The following is a 23,534-nucleotide window of genomic DNA, read 5'->3' on the forward strand; positions in this document are numbered from 1 at the left end:
GTCACTTGCCGAATAGTTCTTGACGAGCCTTTTGATGATCGACATACGCGAATAGGTCATCATAAAAGGTTGGTTCAATCGTGATTCCAAATGCTGCGTCAATCAGCTTCTTACCCTTTGCTGCTTTCACAGCGGCTGGATCAAGTGCCACATAGGCACCGCGACCAGCAGCTTTGCCGGTAGGATCGATGGCGACAACATTTTCTTTGTTCTTCACGATGCGAACCAGTTCTTTTTTCGGCATCATCTGATTGCTTAGCAAGTCCTTGCGCATTGGAATCTTACGCTTTTTCATGGCTCGCCTCCTTAAGCTTGCGCCGGATGATCGGTTGCACTCGGCGTTACAGGCGCTTGATCAGCTGAATCTGGTGCATCTGAGGCGGTTTTGGCGTCGTCGGCATCATCTGCTGCAGCGGCATCACTGTCAGGCGTTGTCTCAGCGTCAGTTGCTGCATCTGCGTTGTCGTTAGTTTCAGCAGCCGCTTCAGCCTCTGCTTCAGGCAATTCATCATCATCAACGAATTCAACTTCAGATTCAGGCTTGATGTGAATCTTATAGCCGGTCAGCTTGGCAGCAAGTCGCGCATTTTGCCCCTTTTTACCAATTGCCAAGGACAACTGGTAATCCGGCACAATCACAGTAGCGGAACGATCATTGGCCTCATCATTGAATTGAACCGCGATAACCTGAGCCGGATTCAAAGCGTTGGCAATGTAATCCGCTGGGTCTTCCTCCCATTGCACAACATCCATGTTCTCACCTGAAAGCTCGTTAACGACGGCTTGAACGCGCGCACCACGCGGACCAACAGTCGTGCCGACAGCATCAACAGCGTCATTGGTTGATCGCACAGCGATTTTAGTCCGATCGCCTGCTTCACGAGCAATGTTGACAATTTCTACCGTGCCGTCAAAAATTTCTGGCACTTCCTGTTCAAACAACCGCTTAACCAGACCCGGATGTGTTCGACTAACGAAAACTTGCGGACCCTTGCTCGTGTTTTCAACCTTGGTCACATAAACCTTGATGCGATCATGGGCTTCATACTTCTCATTAGGCATCTGATCTTGACGGCCTAAGACCGCTTCGATTTTACCCAAGTTGACGTAGATGAACCGATTATCTCGGCGCTCAACGACCCCTTGAAGAATCTCATCTTCATACTGTGAATATTCGTCATAAACAATACTGCGTTCAGCTTCACGAACCCGCTGCATAATAACCTGCTTAGCAGTTTGTGCAGCGATGCGCCCGAAGTCTTTTGGTGTGACCTCAAATTTGATTTGGTCACCGATTTCATAAGCCTTGTTAATCGCCAGCGCTTCTTTCAAGCTGACTTCCAGCCGTGAATCGAAAACTTCGTCAGTAACTTCCTTCACCGCATAAATGTGAATGTCACCTTGCTTAGGATCAAATTCGACGTCCACATTTTGCGCTTGGTTGTAATTGCGCTTGTAAGCAGAAACCAAAGCGGCTTCCAAAGCTTCAATCACGACCTCTTTTTTGACACCCTTTTCTTGCTCAAGAGCGTCAAGTGCTTGGATCATTTCCTTTGACATGCTTTTCTTACCTCCACTAGAACTCGATCGCCAACCGCGCTGAAGCGATCAACTGCCGGTCAATGACCTGATCGAACTTGCGGCTCTTATCTTTGACCGTCAATGTCAACTGGTCAGGCAATAGCTCCTTTAAAGTCCCTTCAAAAACCTTCTTGCCGTCCAGTTTCTTGAATAAAGAGACATGGATATAGTCGCCAACTGCTTGTTCATAATCAGTTTCATGTTTCAAGGGCCGTTCTGCACCAGGACTTGAAACCTCAAGGAAATATTGCTGCGGGATTGGATCGGGATCCATGGCATCTAGCTTTTCTGACAAGGCTTCACTGACCATCACACATTCGTCCAGTGTAATGCCGCCTGTCTTGTCAATATACACACGCAGGTACCACCCGCCGCCTTCCTTCACAAACTCGACATCCGTGAGGTAAAAATGATGGTCGTCCAAAATCGGTTTGACCAAAGCGGTCACGGTTTCAACAACCGATTGCGTACTCAAGCCACCGCCTCCTTTACTTTCTCATTCAAGACTAACACTTCTGACGTCTCCAGATGCGAACATGGTGACGTTCGCCAATAAAAAGAGTGAGCATCGCTGCTCACTCACTGCCAGAACCTTACATTACTATTGATACAATACCATAGATTGTTACTACTTGCAAACTAGCAGACCTTTGTGCTAGTAAGCCTGTAAGCCAATTCATCGCATTTTTTCTAAACATTCATGACAGTTTGCATGAAACCGCATTAAGCCTAGAATAAACCGTCAAATAGCGATAATTGGTTTTCGTCTGGCAAGTCATCCAAGACATGGTTTGTTGTCATATAATCAATCAACGTTTTCGAAACCTTACCACGATTAGCCAGATCTTCCTTGGACAGGAATGGTTTTTCTTCACGAGCGGCCACGATTTGCTTGGCAACGTTATCGCCCAGGCCCGGAACAGCACGGAATGGTGCCAGAATCGTGTGATCATCCTGAATCAAGAAATTGTGCGAATCCGACTTCGTGACATCAATCATTTTAATCTTAAAGCCGCGTTCGAGACATTCATTGGCGATTTCCAAAACCGTCAGCAACTGCTTTTCCTTGGTAGAGGCATCCATGCCCTTATCGGTAATCTCCTTCATGGCCGCTTTGACTGCTTCCTTGCCATGACTCATGGCGGCAAGATCAAAGTCTTCAGCTCGAACCGAGAAATATGCCGTGTAATAGATCAACGGGTAATGGACCTTGAACCAAGCAATTCGTAGCGCCATTAAGATATAGGCGGTCGCATGTGCTTTCGGAAACATGTACTTGATCTTTAAGCAGGACTCGATATACCAATCAGGCACGTTCTCGTTTTCACGCATTGCCTTTTGCCAATCATCTGGAATACCGCGACCTTTACGCACATGTTCCATGATGTTAAAGGCCATTGAATCTTCCATGCCCCAGTGAATCAAGTCCATCATAATGTTGTCACGACAACCAATGACTTCTTTAAGCGTGACAATGCCTTGCTTAATCAGTTCTTCAGCGTTACCTAACCAAACATCGGTCCCGTGAGACAAACCGGAAATCTGTAACAGTTCGCTGAAGGTTGTTGGCTTGGTTTCCTCAAGCATTCCGCGAACAAAACGCGTCCCAAATTCTGGAATGCCTAACGTCCCCATTTTCGAGTTAATCTGTTCCGGCGTGACACCCAGACTCTTGGTGCCGGAAAAAAGCGCCATGACGCCAGGATCGTCCGTTGGAATTGATTTTGGCTCAACCCCGGACAAATCTTGCAGCATCCGGATCATCGTCGGGTCATCATGCCCCAGCACGTCCATTTTCAAAATATTGTCATGGATGGAATGGAAATCAAAGTGCGTGGTCATCCAGGCAGCATTTTGATCATCAGCTGGGTACTGAATCGGTGTGAAATCATAAATATCCATGTCAGCGGGCACGATCAAAATACCTGCCGGGTGTTGCCCAGTGGTACGTTTAACCCCCGTGTCACCTTGCGCCAGCCGATCAATCTCGGCACCGCGCAGTTGCTGTCCCGTGTCACGTTCATATGCTTTAACATAACCATACGCCGTTTTGTCTGCAACCGTGCCAATGGTCCCAGCACGGAAACTATGATCCTCACCGAACATGACTTTGATATAGTTATGTGCAATTGGCTGATAGTCACCCGAAAAATTCAGATCAATATCCGGCACTTTATCACCGTGGAAGCCTAAGAAAGTTTCAAACGGAATATCGTGGCCATCTTTATGCAAATCAGCGCCGCATTTAGGGCATTGTTTATCTGGCAAATCAAAACCGGACCCGATTTCGCCATGAGTGAAGAATTCGCTGTATTGACAGTTAGGACAACGATAATGCGGCGGCAGAGGATTAACCTCAGTAATGCCGGCCATCGTTGCGGCTAAACTGGACCCAACTGATCCTCGAGAGCCAACCAAGTATCCGTCTTTATTGGACTTCAAAACCAGCCGTTGCGCGATGTTGTAAATAACAGAGAACCCGTTACCGATGATACTTTTTAGTTCTTTATCGAGTCGCTGCGCCACAATGTCTGGCAAAGGATCGCCATACAATTCATGCGCCGTGGTCATCACGTCATGTTTCAGATTTTCTTCCACCCCAGGTACTTCAGGTGTGTAAAGCTTATCCTTCACCGGCGTAATATCATCGTCAACCCAGTTGGCAATCAAGTTAGAATTATCAACTACCAGCTCGTGGGCCTTCTCTTCCCCAAGCCAACTAAAATCGGTCAGCATCTCACTTGTCGAACGAAAATGCACATCTGGCAAACTGTGGCGATTGAGCGGATTGGCTCCGCCTTGACTATGAATCAGAATCTGTCGATAAATCGCGTCATGTTGATCCAAATAATGGGCGTCGCCTGTCGCTACGACTGGTTTTTCCAGTTCCGATCCGATTTTGATGATTTTTTGAATAATATCTTTTAGATGTGCCTCGCCTTTGATCAAACCAGCCTCGATCAAAGGTTGATAGACAGGTAATGGTTGCACTTCTAGATAATCATAAAATGACGCTTTGGCGCGGGCCTCCGCTTCGCCTTTTTGCATCATTGCTGTGAAAACTTCGCCGTTGGAACAAGCCGAACCGACTAACAAGCCTTCACGCAGTTTTTGCAGCTGACTGCGTGGCACCCGTGGCACCCGATAGAAGTACTTAACATTAGACAACGATACTAATTTGAAAAGGTTTTTCAATCCCGCTTGTGTTTTCGCAAAAACAATCGCGTGACTTGGCCGGGCAGCTTTATAGGCATCCCCCGCCCCAACCCGATCATTCAACTGATTGAGGGTCGTCATGCCATACATCTTGGCCGCTTCTTTTTCCAAAGCATAAAGCAGATAACCAGTTGCCTCGGCATCGGCATTAGCGCGATGATGATGTTCTAGGCTGACTTTGTACTGCTTCGCCAAGGTATCGAGTTTGTGATTCTTCCGTTCTGGATGCAGCATCCGCGACAATTCCAAGGTATCGATGACCGGATTGTCAATATCTGCCAATCCATGCCGCTCGTAACCATTATCCAAAAAGCCAACATCGAAAGTCACATTATGACCCACCATAATGGCACCGTCGCAAAACTGCTGAAACAATTTGAAAACATCGACTTCAGACTTCGATCCATGCACCATGTCATCAGTGATATGTGTCAAATTAATTGTCAGTTCAGAAAGTGGGAAACCCGGATCGATCATTTCTTCGAATTGATCAATCACTTTGCCGTCTTTCATTTTGACGGCAGCCAATTCAATCACTTTGTCGTAAACCGCAGATAAGCCAGTGGTTTCAACGTCAAAAACCACATATTCAGCGCTGGCTAAATCACGCGGCTCATCTGCTCGGTAAGCAACCGGCGTGCCATCATCAACTAAGTTTATCTCGACGCCATAAAGCATTTTTAAACCGGCTTTGACAGCGGCTGAATGCGCCTCTGGATAAGCCTGCAAACCTGCATGGTCAGTGACAGCAATCGCCTTATGCCCCCACTCTTTAGCCCGCTTCACATAGTCGCTAATTGGATTCATAGCGTCCATTTGACTCATATTGGTGTGCAGATGTAATTCAACACGTTTCTCACCTTCAGCATCATCGGTTGGGTCCGGATGGGAGACAGTTTGAATATCCTGTGCATTAATCGTCAGCTCACGGGAATAGTTGTCCTCTTGAACACTGCCTCGCACGCGTAGCCACTGACCTTTTTGAATGCGCGCAAACATGGCTTCATCTTCTGGACCATTGCTGAATTTTTTTGCAATGAAGCTGGAGCTATAGTCAGTCACTTTGAAAATTAGTAACTGCCGCTTAGATCGCAGTTCCCGAACCTCAACATCAAAAACATAGCCTTCAACCGTCACTGAACGTTCCTCTTGCGTGATGGTCACCATTTGTTGCGGGGCATCGGTCATTTTCATCTGCCGCCCCATTTGAACTGGGCCGTCAGTTTGAACTTGTTTTTGTTTAGCCGCTTGCTGCTTCACTACTTCTGCAGCAGCCTTGGCCATTTTAGCGGTTTCTTCAGCTCTTTGAGCCTGAAAAGCCGCCATCGATTGGGCTGCTTGTTCCTCATCAACTTCGGCTTGCATCCGTAAGCCAGAGAAGCCAACCTGACGATAAGTTTCTTCGAGCTTACCGAGCCCTTGCTGAATCAAGTATTGCCGAATTTGCTCATTTTCGGTTTTGATCACAGCACGATCATTCTCAAGTGTTGGCACTTGTTTTTCACATAACTCGCGAACAATTCCTGTCCCAATTTCGGCATGGGTCACGACGTACTGCCAATATTGAGCTAATAACTCGTCAGTAATGGTTGGCTGGGTTACCACCACCGATAAATCAGTCGCAGCAATCTGTTGAAACACTAACGGCAACTTGGTCGCAATTGCATTGAAAGTCTGAAATGGCAGGATCGCGTCAAACCCCAAAGTGAAATCATAACGCCGAGATTGTTCATGAATGGTCACGTTTTGTACCGTGCCGCTGGTCAACGAAGGATCTTGTCGGACATCTGCCGCCAAGTCGAGTTGATCCAATAATTTTTCAAACATCTCATGTTGGGATAAAGCCAAATTGTGCACCCCTCTTAGATGGCAGGAAACGACCAAAGCAGCTGCTTCAGTCGTCTCCTCAGTCTATCAATTATCTTGTTCTTGCTTATTCAGCTGACCCATCAGAATCTTGATCGAGCTGATCAATTCTTCTTTTTTAACTTCGATTGTCTCGCCGGTTTTACGCAGTTTCAGTTCAACAATCTCGTCAACCGCTTTTTTACCGACCGTGACACGTAATGGTACACCAATCAAATCAGAATCTGCGAACTTAACCCCTGGGCGTTCGTTACGATCATCAACCAAAACGCTGTAACCTGCAACTTCTAGCATTGTTTCAATCGAAGCCGTCAGTGACTTTTGTTCTTCGCGCTTCAGATTAACTGGAATGAGATGAATATCAAACGGGGCAATCGTAGTTGGCCAAACTAGCCCATGTTCATCTGCTTGCTGTTCCGCAATCGCAGAAAGCAGACGGGAAACGCCAATCCCATATGAACCCATGATGATCGGTTGACTGCGGCCATTCTCGTCAAGAAAATTAGCTCCCATAGTTTCCGTGTATCGGGTTCCTAACTTGAAGATGTGGCCAATTTCAATCCCGCGTGTAAACTTCAGGACACCTTGGCCATCTGGAGAAACTTCGCCTTCAGTCACAAATCGAATATCGGCATAGGTTTCCGGGGTAACATCACGATCAAAATTGACGTTAAGCAAATGCGTGTGCACTTTATTAGCGCCGGCGACAAGATTAGTCAGGTCACTTAGACTATTGTCGGCAATGATCCGCACATCCTTATCGACATTCACCGGCCCAATATTACCGACTTCTGCGTGCATCACGGTCTGCACTTGTTCAGGAGTCGCCATATCAAGAAAGTCAGCATTCAACAAATTCTTTAACTTAGTCGGATTGACTTCATAGTCACCACGAACCAAGGCCAATACCGGTGCGCCATCAGCCATGAAAAGGACAGCTTTGATCAATTTCTTTTCCGGTACCTTCAAGAATTCCGCGACTTCAGCGATCGTTTTGGCATCCTTAGTATCAACAGGTTCGAGCGCTGCCTTTTCTTCGACCCCTTGTTTTGGCAACGCCATGCTGGTTGCCATTTCAAGGTTCGCTGCATAGTCAGAACTATCTGAATAAACAATCGTATCTTCACCAATATCAGCAATCGCGGAAAATTCTTTTGAATCCTTACCACCCATGGCACCGCCGTCACCGATGATCGACCGATAGCGCAAGCCTAACCGATCAAAGATATTGGTATAAGCATGTTCCATCTGCCGATAAATGGTATCCAAATCCTGGTCATTACTAGTAAAGGAATAAGCATCTTGCATGATGAATTCCCGACCACGTAAAACACCATAACGCGGACGATCTTCATCACGAAACTTATCCTGAATTTGATACAACACCAATGGCATCCGCTTGTAGGATTTTAATTCATTACGGACCAAATCGGTGAAGGTTTCTTCGTGCGTCGGGCCTAAGATCATTTTCCGGTCCTGACGATTCTTCAATTTAAATAAATTAGGACCGTAAGTTTCATAACGTCCGGATTCTTCCCATAATTCAGCTGGCAAGAGAACAGGCATTTTCATTTTAACAGCATCGATTTTGGTCATTTCATCGTCAATAATGGCTTCAATCCGTGCTAAAACGCGTTCCGCAAGTGGTAAATAAGCATAAACGCCTGCTTGAATCTGACGCACAAAGCCAGACCGCAACATCATCTTATGCGACTTGGCCTCCGCTGAGCTCGGTACTTCTTTTTCTGTGGGAATAAACATCCGTGATTGTTTCATGTCAGCCTCCAAAGCTAGAATATTTTAAAAGTAGCGCATGATATCGTTAATTGTGACCGCTAGCATTAATAGAACCATCAGGCCCAAGCCAATCATGGTCACAACGCCTTCCGTTTCCGGTTTTAATGGCTTACGGCGAATAATTTCGATCAGGTTCAAAAGAATTTTACCACCATCAAGCACTGGAATCGGCAACAAATTGGTAATCCCTAAGCCGAGACTCAAGTAACCCATAAAGAAGAGTAATCCTTGAATACCGCCTTTGGCACTTTGACTCGTCATGGTATAAATACCAACCGGGCCAGCCAGTTTATTGAGTGAAAAACCGCCGGTCACCATGGATTTGAGCACGTCCCAAGTGCGGACAGCCAAATTCCAAGTTTGAGAAAAACCAAAAGGAATGGCATTTGCTGGGGACTTATCGACGTGTGCTTCAACCCCGATCTTGCCTTCTTTATTCGGCTTGATCACGATGTTCTTGCTTTTACCGTTTTCCTTCACGGTAAATGTCACTGATTTACCGGCATTTTTACTGACGATCTTTGAAAGATCCGTGAATGATGACATTTTTTGACCGTCAATCGTTTGCACCGTCGCATTGGACTTAAGACCAGCTTCTGCGGCTGGATAACCTGGCACAACTGTTCCGATTTGGTTGGTATTGAGCACCTGAACACCAAAAAACAGACCGTAAATAATAAAAGCTAGAATCGCGAGTAAGAAGTTATTCATCGGACCGGCGAAGTTGACCAATAACCGGCGCCAAACCGGGGCGTTTTGAAACTGAACGTCTTCTGGCGCGATCTGAACCTCGGTTCCGTCTTCTTCAATGATCGTCGCATCGTGGTCAACCTGCCAAGTTTGCAAGGCTGTTTCATCCCCGTTTGGATAACCTTCAATCACCAGATCCTTAACTAAATCGACGCGACTCACTTGAACCGGCATTCCGCCGGCCAAAGTCGTTTTGTCACTGGCATTAATCCGGACAACCTTGCCTTGATCGTTAAGAATCAGGCTCAGCATCGTCCCGGGCTTAATCTCGTCCTCCTCATCTTGCCAGCCAGCCATGCGGACGTATCCGCCAAGTGGTAGCAACCGCAGCGTGTAGGTCGTATTGTTCTTGTGCGACGCCCACAGCTTCGAGCCCATACCGATCGAAAATTCCCGGACTAGAATGCCGCTGCGTTTTGCAAAGTAAAAATGGCCAAACTCGTGAACTACCACAAGAATGCAGAAGATAACGATAAAGGCGATGATAGTGGTCATAAAATCTCCTTAATGGTTAGACAATGCCAAACAGATGCAGCATCGGCAAAACCAGCAACAAACTGTCAAAACGGTCGAGAATCCCACCGTGCCCTGGAAGAATCTTGCCGGAATCTTTGACGCCATAGAAGCGTTTCAAAGCAGATTCGATTAGATCCCCAATCTGACCGATAACGGACAAAAATAGGGCGATCCCCATCATCGGCCAGAAGGTATAGTACTGCGGGAAGAACATCAGATAGATGGCGGCAGTGATCAACGCCAGTGCAATCCCGCCAAGACTGCCTTCGATGGTTTTATTAGGACTGATAGCCGGCCACAACTTATGACGGCCCAACTTACGGCCAATCATATAAGCCCCAGTGTCCGTCAGCCACACAATCAGCAAAGCAAACATCAAGGTGTCCAAGCCAGCATCATTACGAACACTAATCAGATAATGAAAACCGGTGCCAATATAAAAGAAGGACAATACTGACACACCAATGTCGTCAAAGGTAGTTTTATTCTTGGTCGTGACGGTCAGGAATAGCAACAGCGCTACCGCAATATATATTAAATCGATTCGTCCAAGAAAAGCAGGCAGCCAGCGGAAAAAACTGTTAGGCAGAACAACCACCAGCACACCAAGAGCAGCGATTAGATAATCAGCCGAAACCAGAATTCGTTTCCGCATGATAAACACTTCTGACAAAGCGATCACTGCTAAAACTGCACCGGCAATATCAATCCAACCGCCACCAGCAATCAAAATCGGTATAAAGATAGCCAAGGCAACGACTGCCGTAATGACCCGTTGTTTCATCGTAATAAATCCTCCATTACCAAAAAATAGCTGTTTTATTTTTTTAACCCGCCAAATCGGCGATCCCGTGCCTGATATTCAGCAATCGCTGCTTCTAGAGCTGCAGGCGAAAAGTCTGGCCAATAATCATCCACGAATACCAACTCACTGTAAGCAATCTGCCAAAGCAAGAAATTTGAAATTCGCAGTTCGCCGCTGGTGCGAATCAATAAGTCCGGATCAGCTAGGTCGCCAAGAAATCCGGTCATCAACGCATTGGCAAAGTGACGGTCATCAATATCATCCGGAGATAACTCGCCTTCCTGAACTTGTTTAGCGAGCTTTTGTGCTGCATGGACAAGCTCGTCACGTCCGCCATAATTCAATGCAAAGTTAAGAATCATGCCGGTATTATTGGCGGTGTCAGCCATGGCTTTTTCACTTGCTTGACGCGTTTGCGGTGGCAAGTCGTCCAGTTCGCCCATCACCTCAACTTTAACATTCTCCTTGATCAAGTCAGGCATGAAGTCATTGAAAAAATCAACCGGGAGGCGCATGAGGTAATTGACCTCTGAACCCGGCCGCTTCCAGTTTTCCGTTGAAAAAGCATACAAGGTCAAAACTTTAACCCCTAAGCGACTGGCAGCTTTGGTGATCGTTTTGACATTATGCATGCCTTGTTTATGACCGGCAACACGCGGAAAAAAGCGGCGTTTCGCCCACCGGCCATTGCCGTCCATGATGATCGCAATATGAGCCGGAATTCGCGCGGGATCAAGTTTAACTTTAGAAGCCTTGGATGTGGCCAAAATCGGTGCCTCCTCATAACGTCGATGGTGTCCTTGCACCAAATGTCTTTAACGATTGTAGCAGAAAAAGAGGCAGAGCGCGAACTAGCGCGGGTATAAGTGGGGATATTTTATTAGTAACACGGATTTGGACAACAGGTGCCATTAGGGTATAGGAAAAGGGTGAGCCATAATTTCCTCGCAAAACTTGTGACCATTGAATGCCGATTAATCGTCGGAAGGTTCTAGGCATAAAATATGCTTGCCGTGCCAAACTCCGCAATCTCCGGCCAGCTGGGGTGGCGACGCGGAGCTAGAGCGGAGACGGCGCTTCGAGCCCAAAAACCGGTCTCGAAGTCGCCTAACAACATCAGCTCCACAGCCCGTCGCTGTGCTGTTTGCACGGCTGAGCCCCATCTGGCCTACGATTGCTCCGCCTTGGCACTACAGTCTTTAAAATCGCAGTAAATATTTCATGAGAAACCAAAAAGGAACAATTTTTCAAATCGAAAATTGTTCCTTTTTATTGACTGACTGAGAATTATGTCCCAGCCTTTTTGTTGGCCGCTGAAATTAAACTTCAGTAATTTCTTTTTCTTTAGCTGCAGCGATTTCATCGATGCGCTTGGTAGCGTCATCAGTAGCCTTTTGCATGTCTTTTTCTAAGCGATGCAAGTCGTCTTCGGTGATGTCGCCGTCTTTTTCTTGGCGCTTGAGTTTGTCGAGACCTTCACGGCGAATGTTGCGGATCGCGATTTTGGCGCTTTCAGAGTATTTGCCGACTTCTTTGGCAATTTCTTTACGCCGTTCGCCGGTTAATTGTGGAATGACCAAACGAATGACATCGCCATCGTTTGCTGGGTTGATGCCTAGATCACTGGCATTAAGCGCGGTTTCGATGTTCTTTAATGAGGACTTGTCATATGGGCTCACTTGCAGAACACGCGGCTCTGGAATCGTAATGGCGGCCATTTGGTTGAGCGGTGTCGGTGCACCATAATATTCCACCGTAATCTGATTCAACAGACTGGCGTTTGCTCGGCCTGCTCGAATATTGCCGAGTTCGCGTTGCAACGATTCTTCAGTTTTGCCCATATTTACTTTTGCTTGATCAATGATTTGATTTGCCATTAGCTTCTCCCTTCGATTGTTGTGCCAATCTTCTGGCCTTCAACCACGCGTTTGATGTTGCCTGGCTCATTGAGGTTAAAGACGACCAAATCGATGTCGTTGTCCATGGACAAGGTGCTGGCTGTTGAGTCCATGACTTTGAGATCCTTATTGATAATGTCCATGTGGGTCAGACTTTCGTACTTCACTGCATGCGTATCCTTATTCGGATCAGCAGAGTAAACCCCATCAACATTGTTTTTCGCCATCAGAATGACATCAGCGCCAATTTCTGCGGCGCGTAAGGCAGCGGTTGTGTCCGTGCTAAAGTACGGATTCCCGGTACCACCAGCAAAAATAACCACGCGACCTTTTTCTAGATGACGGATTGCCTTGCGCCGAATATATGGTTCAGCAATTTGCCGCATTTCAATGGATGTTTGAACGCGAGTCGGAACTCCTTGACTTTCCAAGTTGTCCTGCAATGCTAATGCATTCATGACCGTTGCCAACATGCCCATGTAATCGGCCTGCGCACGTTCCATTCCCATTTCGGCGCCTGTTTCGCCGCGCCAGATGTTGCCGCCGCCACAAACAATGGCAATTTGAACCCCAAGTTCGTGCACTTCTTTAATTTGCTTTGCGATCGTCGCAATGACCGGTGGCTTGATGCCGAAGCCAGCCTCACCTGCCAGCGCTTCACCGCTGATTTTTAATACGATCCGGTTATATTTGACCATGTATCCTATACCTCCGTTGGTTGCTGGCACTATTTTACCATAGTCGCAGGGTTTCTGCGGAAAGAAGCTGATTTGAAATTGAGAATTGCGGACCGTTATTTTCCCTCACCACGGATCAGGGTACCCCAAAAACACGCAGTCACACGGTGTATAGCGCGGAAAAGAACGGACGTTTTTAATTTTTCAAGATAAGTAAAAAGGGACGCTGCCGAGTTGACAGTGTCCCTTCAAGCAATTAACCCTTAATCTGATCCATCACTTCATCAGCAAAGTTTTCTTGTTTCTTTTCAATACCTTCGCCGACTTCATAACGAACGAAGCCCTTCACCTTGCCGCCTTTTGCAGCAACGTACTTAGCAACGGTTTGGTCAGGATCCTTGACGAATTCTTGGTCCACAAGGGAAATTTCGCCGAGCCACTTGTTAACACGGCCTTCAACGATACGTGGCACGATCTTTTCTGGCTTGCCTTCGTTTTTGGTTTCTTCTGTAAAGATATCGGTTTGATGCTTCAATTCTTCTGCCGGTACCTTGGTCCGATCCAAATATTCAGGATTGATGGCAGCAACATGCATCGCGACATCTTTGGCAGTGTCGTCATCTGCGCCTTCGATAACGGTCAAGGCTGCGATTTGGCCACCATTGTGCAGATACTTGCCAAAGTGTTCGTTGTCTGTCTTTTCAACAACTTGGAAGCGACGCAGGCTGATCTTTTCGCCGATAACTGTGGTTAAGGCAATTGCACCTTCGTCAACTGTCTGGCCATCACTCATCTTGGTTGCCTTAGCAGCTTCAAGGTCAGCTGGCTTATTAGCCGCAATCGCTGCAGCAACATTATTAACGTAGTCCTTGAACTGATCATTAGAAGCAACAAAGTCTGTTTCGGAGTTAACTTCGATAATTGCAGCGGTATTACCGTTAACCGCAATTTCGGCTAAACCTTCAGCGGCAATATTGCCGCTCTTTTTAGCAGCCTTGGCCAAGCCCTTTTCACGCAAAACATCAATAGCTTTGTCCATATCGCCATCAGCCGCAACCAATGCCTTTTTAGCATCCATCATGCCGACTTGTGTCCGATCGCGTAATTCCTTAACTTGTGCAGCAGTAATTTGAGCCATGGATCTGATCCTCCTTGATTTAAAAAAGGCTGCCTGCAGATCTTGCAGTATGCGAAACCCTCAGACAGCCTATTGTTTAATTAATTATTTTGCACTTTTGTTGTCGCCTTCAACGGCTTCCACGATATCTTCCATGGAATCAGCCTTTTTGTCGGCAGCTACTTGTTGTTCCTGAGCGTCGTCTTGATCTTCACCCTGATTGCCTTCTATGATAGCATCTGCCATCTTAGAAGTAATCAGACGAACGGCACGGATAGCATCGTCGTTAGAAGGAATGATCACGTCAATGTCGTCAGGGTCGGTGTTAGTATCAACCATCGCAACGATCGGAATGTTCAGTTTTTGTGCTTCCTGAACAGCAATCTTTTCCTTGCGTGGGTCAACGATGAACAACACGTCTGGAATGCGAGGCATGTCTTCGATACCGCCCAAGAACTTCTCAAGCTTATCTTGTTGCTTCTTAAGAAGAGAAACTTCCTTCTTAGGAAGAACATCAAAGGTGCCATCTGTGGCCATCTTCTTGATATCCTTGAGACGCTTGATCCGAGTCTGGATCGTGTTCCAGTTAGTCAAAGTACCACCCAACCAACGATGGTTGACATAGTATTGACCGGCACGAGTTGCTTCTTCAGCAATTGCGTCTTGGGCCTGTTTCTTGGTCCCAACGAACAAGAAGACACCACCGTTTTGAGCTTCTTCTTTAACAAAATTGTAAGCGTCGTCGATCATCTTAACGGTCTTTTGCAGATCGATGATGTAGATGCCATTACGTTCCGTAAAGATATACGGCTTCATCTTAGGGTTCCAACGACGGGTCTGATGACCAAAATGTACACCAGCTTCAAGAAGCTGTTTCATGCTTAATACTGCCATGCGTTTGTTCCTCCATTATGGTTTTATTCCTCTTGACGACGTCTCCTCGCAAGTGGACTTCAATCGAAGCACCCCACTCACGATCAATCATCAATGTGGTTTGTGCATATCGCACTTAGAAGATTATACAGACTTTTCTTTACTTTGACAAGAGCGTGAACCACCCCGGTTTCTGGGGTGGTGATCGCGTTTCGGATCGTGATCAGGTTTCTGCGCCTGAGAACGCGTTTTTGAAGCAACCGCAAGAAGGTAATCTTTGCTTCAGTTCTATTCTTGGTGGGTAATCTCCGGTAGTCCGAGCTGGCTCCGCTTTCTATTCTAGAACCTGAGCACCAGTTGACCATTGCATCATTCGTTAAATCATTTAATTGACATCAATCCTGTTTATCGCCATTCAACCTGATGATCTTCCAAAAAGACTTCCTTACGATGCCGGGTCTGATGTTTGAAATGCCATTCTGCCGAGAGTGCATCATGCTTGTCCGCAAAGGCTTGGTGGTACAACAAGCGGACCGGAAGTCGTTGGGCAGTGTATTTAGCGCCTTTCCCGGCATTATGCGTGGCCACACGCGCTTTGACATCGTCGGTGAAGCCGCCATAAAAACTGCCATCTGCGCATAACAACACGTAAAAGTAATACGTTTTAGTCGCCATTCAGCAACCTCCTCACCGATGACGAGTATGTGCCATCCGCTTCGTGAACGATCAATGGTGGCATAATTCGAATCCCGTTTGGTCGGCCGGCTTTGATGGCTTCGATTAATACCATATTTGCTTCGCGATCTTCCCGTGGATGAATGAACTGCAACCGTTTCGGCGCCAAGCCGACCACTGTCAAAGTCGTCAGCAGTTCGGCCAGTCGTTCAGGCCGATGAACATAAAAAGCTTTGCCTTGATATTTCAGTAAATCGGCACTGACGCGCGCAACCGTTGCGAAGTCAGTCGTTAATTCGTGCCGAGCCAAGGCTAAATGATCATTTGGACTAGTGATACTTTGCGAACTCACTTTAAAATAAGGTGGATTGCAGGTGACGATGTCGACTGAATCTTTGGCAACCATTTGGGTGGCATCAGCTAAATCACCGACTTGAACAGTCACATTTTGAAGTTGATTCAGCGCCACACTTCGCTTCGCCATATCAGCTAGGCGCGGCTGTAATTCAACCATGGTCACCTGCTGGTCCGTGTCCCTTGCCAAAAAAAGTCCGACAGCACCGTTCCCGGCGGCCAGATCGACCACCCGGCTGTGCCGCTTGACCTGGGCGAAGTTGGCCAAAAGGACCGCATCCAGTGAGAATGAAAAAACGGCTGAACTCTGAATGATTTTAATGTTGCGACTGGCCAGAACATCAACCCGTTCACCTGGTAATAATGACATCACGAACACCTTTTTCCTCCGAAGTGCGCTATACAATGGTATAATTTACCACAAAGTTTATCCATGAAGGAAGAATAAGCCATGTTTTATAGTTTTCTGCGTTATATCATTGCCGGTTTAATCTGGCTCATCAATGGCCACGCCCAAACTCAGAACAAACAGCAGCTACCTGAAGGGCCGTTTGTTTTGGTTGCGCCGCACCGTACGTGGCTCGATCCCGTTTTTCTAGCACTGGCTTCGTGGCCGCATCATTTTTCATTTATGGCCAAAAGTGAATTATTCAAGAATCCTTTAATGCGCTGGCTGTTAGTCAAAGTGGGCGCCTTTCCAGTTGATCGGGCCCATCCCGGTCCTAGCGCGATTAAAGTACCGGTTCGTGCGTTAAAAGACGAACACAAAGCGCTCATGATTTTCCCAACTGGCTCTCGCTATTCAGCTGATATGAAGGGCGGCGCGATTCTCATTGCAAAGCTAGCCAAAGCCCCCATCGTCCCAGCTGTTTATCAAGGACCTGGTTCTTTTTGGTCATTATTTAAACGTAAGCCTGCGATTGTGCGCTTCGGTGCACCTGTTGAACCGCCTAAAGGTAAGCTGACCGACGAAGCCCTTGCCGCTTTTAGTGACAAGCTGCAGGAAAACTTTAACGCGCTCGATTACGCGATCAATCCAGAGTACAAGTATGTGCCTGACAAGAAGAAATATCTGGAAGAAAAAGAACACGGAGAAGTTTAAGGTTCGCTAGTCGAACCTTTTTCCTTTTTATTCAATACAGAAAGTGAGCTTGATTCATGAATCTTTGGAAACAGATGACCCGAAAACCTGATGTTCAGGCCGCACTCAATGCTGATCATTTACTGACACGCAGTTTAACAACGCGTGACCTGATCGCGTTAGGTATTGGCGCCGTCATAGGTACGGGAATCTTTATTCTTCCCGGAACAGTAGCGGCGACTACCAGCGGACCAGCGATCACGATTGCTTTTATTTTGGCTGCCATCGTCTGCTCGCTAGCGGCTATGTGTTATGCCGAATTCGCATCGGCTCTGCCAGTTGCCGGCTCGGCTTATGCTTACGGCAATCTCGTGTTTGGTCAAGTCTTTGGATGGATTATTGGCTGGGCACTTATTTTGGAATATATGCTGGCAGTTGCCGCGGTTTCAACCAGTTTTTCTGCGTATTTCGCTAGTCTTCTACAAGGCTTTCACATCACCTTGCCAGCAGCCATTGCCGGTCCGTTTTCGCCGAGTCACGGCACTTATGTGAATCTGATTGCGGTCATTGTTGTTCTTATCATTGGTGTTATGTTGTCACGCGGTATGCAATCCTCCATGGCGATTAATCGTTTAATGGTATTAGTTAAGTTAGTCATTATTGCCATTTTTATTGTCGTTGGCTTTTTTTACGTTCAGCCAGCCAACTGGCATCCATATTTGCCATTTGGTGCAAAAGGCGTACTTGCCGGTGCTGCGATGGTTTTCTTTGCCTATCTCGGCTTTGACGCCGTGTCTGCTTCAGCACCAGAGGTCAAAAATCCGCAACATACGCTACCACGCGGCATCATCGGCACTTTAGTCATTGCCACCATTTTGTATGTGTTAGTCGCGATTGTTTTGACCGGCATGGTACCATTCACCAAATTAGATGTGGCCGATCCAGTTGCTTTTGCCTTGAGCGCCGTGCATCTGCGTAGCGTTGGCGGTATCATTTCGGTAGGCGCCTTGGCTGGCATGTTCACCATGATGGTCACCATGATCTACAGCTCATCAAGGTTGATTTATGCGATCGGCCGTGACGGACTGTTACCCCGTTGGTTTGGTCACGTTAAAGGCCATCTGCCTGAAAATGCGTTGTGGACTGTGGTTTTGATCATTGCGATCATGGGCGGCCTTGTGCCACTCACGCAACTAGTCAACCTCGTCAATATCGGCACCTTAATTGCTTTTGCCCTCGTCTCAATTGGCATCATCCCCTTGCGCCGACATCAAGCCTTTAACAACGAAGGTTTCAAGGTTCCTGGGTATCCAGTGACGCCGATTATTTCTTTTCTGTTTTGTCTGCTATTGATGACCCAGTTAAGTGTCGAAACTTGGATTATGAGTCTGATCTGGTTTGCCTTCGGACTTGTCATCTACTTCAGCTATGGCATCCGCCACGGTCATGTTGCCGAAAAAAGAATTGAATGAATCTGCTGAATTAAGAAAGGAAAATAAGTCTTGATCAATCCTCAAACTGCAACCTGCTTGGTGGACGGTAAAGTCTATGCGATTAGCGATGGCCTTTTCTTAAGCGATTTGGAGCCTAAGTTGGCCAATATCATCAGAAACGACTATCCGAAGGCGACTAAGAACAGTTTCATCTGCAATCCTCACCTTCTGACTTATCGGCTAGAACGCATGCGGCGCCAACAACGGCAAGATGCGCGTGCGCATGATAAAATCAATCGAAAAATGTCGCAGGCTTTGGTCAAAGACAACTTTCAGCTGACCAATGTTTACGACAACATGGAAGCGACGATTACTTTTGGCGAGCGAATTGCCGATGCCGTTGCTAAATATGCCGGGTCTTGGCCATTCATTATCATTTTTTCTGGTTTTATGATTGTGTGGATGATCCTGAATACGGTCGGCATTTTCGGGGCGAAATTCGATCCATTTCCTTTCATTTTGCTTAACTTATTTCTGAGCATGATCGCTGCTTTGCAAGCACCACTCATTATGATGAGCCAAAATCGAGCGGCCGAATATGATCGCTTAGAAGCGAAAAATGATTATCATGTCAATCTAAAATCGGAAGAAGAAATCCGACTGTTACACTCAAAGTTGGATCACATTATTTCAGATGACAACCCCAACTTATTTGAGAGCCAACGACTCACCGTTGAGGTTCTGGGTGAAATGGTCAATCAACTCACTGAAACCCGCCAGCAACTTGAATTGTTAAAGGCAACGCAGGATCAGGCCAATAAGGATATAGCCATTGATCAAAAAAACAAAACCAATGAGTAATCATGTCAATTCGATTTATATTGAAAAAGATCCCCGGTACTGTATGCAAGCGCAATTGCCTGTACATGGTACTGGGGATCTTTTTAATGATTTGCATTTATTCGGCATGATCGCCAATTTGCAGATGATACATTTCATAGTATCGGCCACGCTTGGCTAACAATTCGTCATGCGTGCCGCGTTCAACAATTCGACCTGCATTCAAAACTAAAATCAGGTTGGCATCTTGAATCGTTGATAGCCGATGGGCAATTGCAATTGTCGTTCGCCCTTGCCGAATCCGACGCAAGCCTTCTTGAATAACGGACTCTGTTTCCGTATCAATGTTGGCCGTTGCTTCGTCCAGTACGAGAATTTTCGGGTCAGTCACCACTGTGCGGGCAAAGGAAATCAGTTGTCGTTCGCCGCTGGAAAACTCAGTACCACCTTCAATAACCTTAGCATGATAGGTGCCTGGTAGTTTATCGATAAAGCGATCAGCTTGCACAAACTCAGCCGCCTGTTTCACTTGCTCATCGGTAATACTGTCATTGAACAAGCGAATGTTGCTACTGATATCGCCATAGAACATGAATGAATCCTGCAATACTAATCCTAATTTTTTCCGCAATTCTGGCATGGGATAGTCGCGAATGTCCACGTCATCAATTAAAATCTGGCCTTCACCAAACTCGTAGAACCGCATCATAACGTTGATAATCGAGCTTTTTCCGGAACCGGTGTGCCCGACCAAGGCCACGGTTTCCCCCGGATTGGCAACGAAGCTGATATCATGCAAAATATCGTGCTTGCCATCATAAGCAAAACTGACATGCCGGAATTCGATTTTGCCTTGTTGGATCAGCGCATGAGCATCAGGATGCTGCGCTGGCGCATACTCTTGACTGTCGAGAATTCGAAAAATCCGGCTACCCGCAACAACGCCATCCTGCAAAAACGAAAGGTTATCCATCATATTAACCATCGGATTAAAGAAGTTTGCCGTGTAAGTCGTGAACGCATAGATCAGTCCAGCTTCCACGTAACTATGCATCGAAATCAATCCAAAGGCCCATAAAACCGCAATCAACGCAAAGGAATATAACAAGTTAATCACTGACGACAGCAACAAAGAATTGACGCGAATCATCGCCTTACGTGAGTCCAAATATTCCTCATTCGTCGCTTCGAATTCTTGACTGATGCGATTTTCCTGACGAAACTGCTGAATGATGCCGATGCCTTCAATAGATTCGTTCAGTTGGGTATTCAACTCTGACAGTTTTTCACGCATGTGCCGATAAACCTTGGAACTGTACGTGCTGTAATACCAGACCACTATGAGCAAAATGGGCAGAAAGGCAGCGACCATCAAGGCTATCTTTGGATTGGCCGCAAACATGATGGCAAAACTGCTAATAACTGAGAATAACCCGACGATAACAGCTAAAATGACGTTCCAGAAATCGGAAAATGTCATTGTGTCATTGGTGACACGCGACACAATCGAACCAGCTGGCGTTTGATCAAAATACCGCATACCTAACGTGTGCAGTTTGGCAAACAGCTGACGGCGAGCATCTTCTAAGCCGCGCTCTGCGCCCATGTTGAATAAAAATGTCTGAAAAAATTGGAAAACAGCTTTAACGAGCGTGCCAAATGCATAGAGTGCTGCAAACAGCAGCAGAATCTGAACCGTTGCACTTTGATTGGCCAAATAACGATCCATGAACTGTTGGAGAATGAATGGTAGCAAAACGTTCATGCCTGCAAGCAACGCAGCCGCCACAATGGCGCCAATAAACTGCCGCTTATACGGTCTCGTGTACCCCATCAGCCGCTTCATAATTTTGAGTTGTTGTCGAATCGGAATACTTTTCGACCAAGCACTCTCATAACCCTTACTTGCCAAGTGATTCACCTTCTTCCGCTGCTTCCATTTCTTGTTTTGCCCACATTTCGGCATACCAGCCATGCTTGGTAATTAATTGTTCATGAGTCCCGCGCTCAATCACCTGACCATTTTCAAGGACGAGAATCTCATCCGCATGCATCACTGAGCTGAGACGATGAGCAGCAATGATTGTCGTCTTATGGGCACGATCCTGCTTCATGTTGGCTAAAATTTCTTCTTCGGTTTTAGCATCCACTGCAGACAAGGCATCATCGAGAATCAAGAGTTCAGGCGCGTTGATCACTGCTCGTGCGATAGACAGCCGTTGCTTTTGACCGCCTGACAGACTGACTCCTTTTTCACCCACCAGCGTGTCATAGCCAGCCGCAAACTTTTTAATGTCCTCGTGAACAGCACTTTCTTTAGCCGCTTGCTCAACATCCTGTTGTCCCTTTTCGAACGCTGAAAAGCGAATGTTATCGGCAACTGTTGTCGAGAATAAGAAGTTGTCCTGTGGCACATAACCGATCGAATCTAACAAGGCGTCCAGTGAATAATCTTTGATATTATGGCCGCCAAACTCAATCACGCCATCGTAGTTATCAAACTCGCGTAAAAGCAACTTAAAAATAGTGCTTTTCCCGGCGCCGACCTTGCCGACAATCCCTAGCGTGTGACCTTCAGGCAGCGTAAAATGGACACGGCTTAAAGCGACCTGTTGATCATCCGGATAACTAAATTTATTGATTTGATAACGAATATCGCCATGCGCTGGTGTCGTAATCGCGTCTTTGGCTTCAAGGATAGTCGACTTTTCCTGCAACAGTTCATCGACCCGATCATAACTGGCATTCCCACGTTCTAGAATGTTAAACAATCGGCCAATCGCAAACATCGGCCACACTAATGCTGACACATACGTCACAAAGGAAACCAGTTGGCCAATCGTGATTTGTCCATGAACGACCTGCCAGCCGCCATAGATGATCGTGATGACATAGGTTAAGCCCATGATCAGACTTGTCGTTGGATCAAATAAGGCATCAATCATATTCACGCGCCGATTAATTTGCACGGTATGGTCGACAATTTGATTAAAATCTGCCGTATCTTCGGCTTCCTGGCCAAATGTTTTAATGACTTTAATGCCGCTGACACTTTCCTGCGTTTTATCATTCAAACGTGAAAAAGCCGCCTGCGATTCAGAAAAAGCCGCATGCAAGCGGGTGCCGAGTTTTCGTGCCATCACCGCCAATAATGGCATTGGCAAAATGGCAACAATCGTCAACCGCCAGTCAACGACCAACACCATCGCAATGATGGTGGTGCCGCCAGTAATCATGGAGTCGAACAAGGTTAAAATACCGGCCCCGGCAACGTTTTGCACCGCGTTCAGGTCATTGGTCGCATGCGCCATCAAATCCCCAGTACGGTGTTTTTGATAAAACGTGGCGTCCATTTTCATAAAGTGCCAAAATAGCCGCGTACGTAACGTTCGTTCAAGCTTCGCAGCGCCACCCCAGATCGCATTACGCCAGCCAAACCGGAATAAATACTGGGCAACCCCGGAAAACAGCAATAACCCCAGCATCCACGCCAAGTGACTGCTGGTTAACCGAGATTTGCTCATCGCATCAACGAGATCCCCAATAACTTTTGGCGGAATCAAATTCACCAAGGCCACGAGCAGCAAAAAAGTAACGCCGAGCAAATACCGGCGCCATTCTTGTTTAAAATACCAACCTAATTTTCTAAAGATTCCCACGACACTGCTCCTTAACCCTTTTGCTCATGGTTTCCCCATCAGCATCTCAAAATAATTAACGTTCTCTCATCATAGCACAAACGCACTGGGACACGAAAGCGCGATGACAAAGTGATTCCTGTCATCGCGCTTTCTTAGCAATTACTTAGCGTTACGTTGGGCTTGTTTCATTTGCGCCATCATCTGGTTCAGTTTCTTAGCAGATGGTTTTTGACCCATCTGCATCATCATCGTGCGCAGCATTTCTTCGTTCACAGGCGGATTATCCTGAAAATACTTCTTCATGTAAGCCCGTGCCCCGAAGAAACCGCCTGCCAAGCCGACCAGTAAGGCAATGATCCCCACAAGTACTGTGATTAACAATGTGCGGCCTCCTTCAAGTTTCATTCTTCATTG

20 protein-coding genes are annotated in these 23,534 nt (G+C 46.7%); 3 read left to right on the forward strand and 17 right to left on the reverse strand.

What is annotated here, in order from left to right:
• Position 1: 1 nt before the first annotated feature.
• From rnpM to LBPC_RS07830, 14 genes are all read right to left on the reverse strand, one after another.
• The gene (gene rnpM, locus LBPC_RS07765; protein ID WP_003565786.1) at positions 2-295 is read right to left on the reverse strand and encodes an RNase P modulator RnpM; all 294 of its coding nucleotides are present in this window, start codon (positions 293-295) and stop codon (positions 2-4) included.
• Between the two features lie 11 nt (positions 296-306).
• Positions 307-1,560, reverse strand: coding sequence for a transcription termination factor NusA (nusA, locus tag LBPC_RS07770; protein ID WP_003660768.1), 1,254 nt, complete (start codon positions 1,558-1,560; stop codon positions 307-309).
• Positions 1,561-1,576: 16 nt separating this feature from the next.
• Positions 1,577-2,056 carry a ribosome maturation factor RimP gene (rimP, locus tag LBPC_RS07775; protein ID WP_003565790.1) on the reverse strand — a complete coding sequence of 160 codons (480 nt, stop codon included), beginning with the start codon at positions 2,054-2,056 and terminating at the stop codon, positions 1,577-1,579.
• A gap of 254 nt (positions 2,057-2,310) precedes the next feature.
• Positions 2,311-6,645 carry a PolC-type DNA polymerase III gene (locus LBPC_RS07780; protein WP_011674539.1) on the reverse strand — a complete coding sequence of 1,445 codons (4,335 nt, stop codon included), beginning with the start codon at positions 6,643-6,645 and terminating at the stop codon, positions 2,311-2,313.
• 66 nt (positions 6,646-6,711) lie between these two features.
• Positions 6,712-8,439 carry a proline--tRNA ligase gene (locus LBPC_RS07785; protein WP_003660763.1) on the reverse strand — a complete coding sequence of 576 codons (1,728 nt, stop codon included), beginning with the start codon at positions 8,437-8,439 and terminating at the stop codon, positions 6,712-6,714.
• A gap of 24 nt (positions 8,440-8,463) precedes the next feature.
• Complete coding sequence (gene rseP / locus LBPC_RS07790; protein WP_003660761.1) at positions 8,464-9,705, reverse strand: RIP metalloprotease RseP; 1,242 nt, start codon at positions 9,703-9,705, stop codon at positions 8,464-8,466.
• A 16-nt stretch (positions 9,706-9,721) separates the two neighbouring features.
• Positions 9,722-10,510: a phosphatidate cytidylyltransferase gene (locus LBPC_RS07795; RefSeq protein ID WP_003565800.1), complete on the reverse strand. Its 789-nt coding sequence runs from the start codon at positions 10,508-10,510 to the stop codon at positions 9,722-9,724.
• Positions 10,511-10,545: 35 nt separating this feature from the next.
• A complete protein-coding gene (locus LBPC_RS07800; protein WP_016366683.1) occupies positions 10,546-11,298 on the reverse strand; it encodes an isoprenyl transferase in 753 nt (250 codons plus the stop codon).
• A 552-nt stretch (positions 11,299-11,850) separates the two neighbouring features.
• Positions 11,851-12,408 (reverse strand): ribosome recycling factor, encoded by a 558-nt coding sequence (gene frr, locus LBPC_RS07805; RefSeq protein ID WP_003598868.1) that lies wholly within the window; start codon positions 12,406-12,408, stop codon positions 11,851-11,853.
• Positions 12,408-13,127 carry a UMP kinase gene (gene pyrH, locus LBPC_RS07810; RefSeq protein WP_003565806.1) on the reverse strand — a complete coding sequence of 240 codons (720 nt, stop codon included), beginning with the start codon at positions 13,125-13,127 and terminating at the stop codon, positions 12,408-12,410. The genes frr and pyrH overlap by 1 nt, the downstream gene beginning before the upstream one ends.
• Positions 13,128-13,362: 235 nt before the next feature.
• Complete coding sequence (gene tsf / locus LBPC_RS07815) at positions 13,363-14,244, reverse strand: translation elongation factor Ts (RefSeq protein ID WP_003565808.1); 882 nt, start codon at positions 14,242-14,244, stop codon at positions 13,363-13,365.
• Positions 14,245-14,328: 84 nt separating this feature from the next.
• Entirely contained in the window at positions 14,329-15,117 is a 789-nt protein-coding gene (gene rpsB / locus LBPC_RS07820) for a 30S ribosomal protein S2 (protein WP_003565810.1), read from the reverse strand.
• A 384-nt stretch (positions 15,118-15,501) separates the two neighbouring features.
• A complete protein-coding gene (locus tag LBPC_RS07825; protein ID WP_003660754.1) occupies positions 15,502-15,771 on the reverse strand; it encodes a GIY-YIG nuclease family protein in 270 nt (89 codons plus the stop codon).
• Positions 15,761-16,495, reverse strand: coding sequence for a tRNA1(Val) (adenine(37)-N6)-methyltransferase (locus LBPC_RS07830; protein ID WP_003660752.1), 735 nt, complete (start codon positions 16,493-16,495; stop codon positions 15,761-15,763). The genes LBPC_RS07825 and LBPC_RS07830 overlap by 11 nt, the downstream gene beginning before the upstream one ends.
• A gap of 81 nt (positions 16,496-16,576) precedes the next feature.
• On the opposite strand from LBPC_RS07830, the gene LBPC_RS07835 reads away from it, so the two are divergent.
• From LBPC_RS07835 to LBPC_RS07845, 3 genes are read left to right on the forward strand one after another with little or no spacing between them, the layout of a single operon-like run.
• Positions 16,577-17,227 (forward strand): lysophospholipid acyltransferase family protein, encoded by a 651-nt coding sequence (locus LBPC_RS07835; protein ID WP_003575293.1) that lies wholly within the window; start codon positions 16,577-16,579, stop codon positions 17,225-17,227.
• A 56-nt stretch (positions 17,228-17,283) separates the two neighbouring features.
• On the forward strand, positions 17,284-18,678 hold the full coding sequence (locus LBPC_RS07840) for an amino acid permease (RefSeq protein WP_003660751.1): 1,395 nt from the start codon (positions 17,284-17,286) through the stop codon (positions 18,676-18,678).
• A gap of 30 nt (positions 18,679-18,708) precedes the next feature.
• Positions 18,709-19,500, forward strand: coding sequence for a DUF1003 domain-containing protein (locus LBPC_RS07845; protein WP_003564777.1), 792 nt, complete (start codon positions 18,709-18,711; stop codon positions 19,498-19,500).
• Between the two features lie 97 nt (positions 19,501-19,597).
• Here LBPC_RS07845 and LBPC_RS07850 read toward each other — a convergent pair whose 3' ends face one another.
• The 3 genes from LBPC_RS07850 to LBPC_RS07860 all read right to left on the reverse strand — a co-directional run bounded on the left by LBPC_RS07850 (position 19,598) and on the right by LBPC_RS07860 (position 23,501).
• Complete coding sequence (locus LBPC_RS07850; RefSeq protein ID WP_011674545.1) at positions 19,598-21,391, reverse strand: ABC transporter ATP-binding protein; 1,794 nt, start codon at positions 21,389-21,391, stop codon at positions 19,598-19,600.
• A complete protein-coding gene (locus tag LBPC_RS07855) occupies positions 21,381-23,138 on the reverse strand; it encodes an ABC transporter ATP-binding protein (RefSeq protein ID WP_003575296.1) in 1,758 nt (585 codons plus the stop codon). Before LBPC_RS07855 ends, LBPC_RS07850 begins: the two co-directional genes overlap by 11 nt.
• A gap of 141 nt (positions 23,139-23,279) precedes the next feature.
• On the reverse strand, positions 23,280-23,501 hold the full coding sequence (locus tag LBPC_RS07860; protein WP_003564771.1) for a YneF family protein: 222 nt from the start codon (positions 23,499-23,501) through the stop codon (positions 23,280-23,282).
• Positions 23,502-23,534: the final 33 nt, after the last annotated feature.

The sequence above is a fragment of the Lacticaseibacillus paracasei subsp. paracasei genome, assembly GCF_000829035.1.
Lineage (GTDB): Bacteria > Bacillota > Bacilli > Lactobacillales > Lactobacillaceae > Lacticaseibacillus > Lacticaseibacillus paracasei.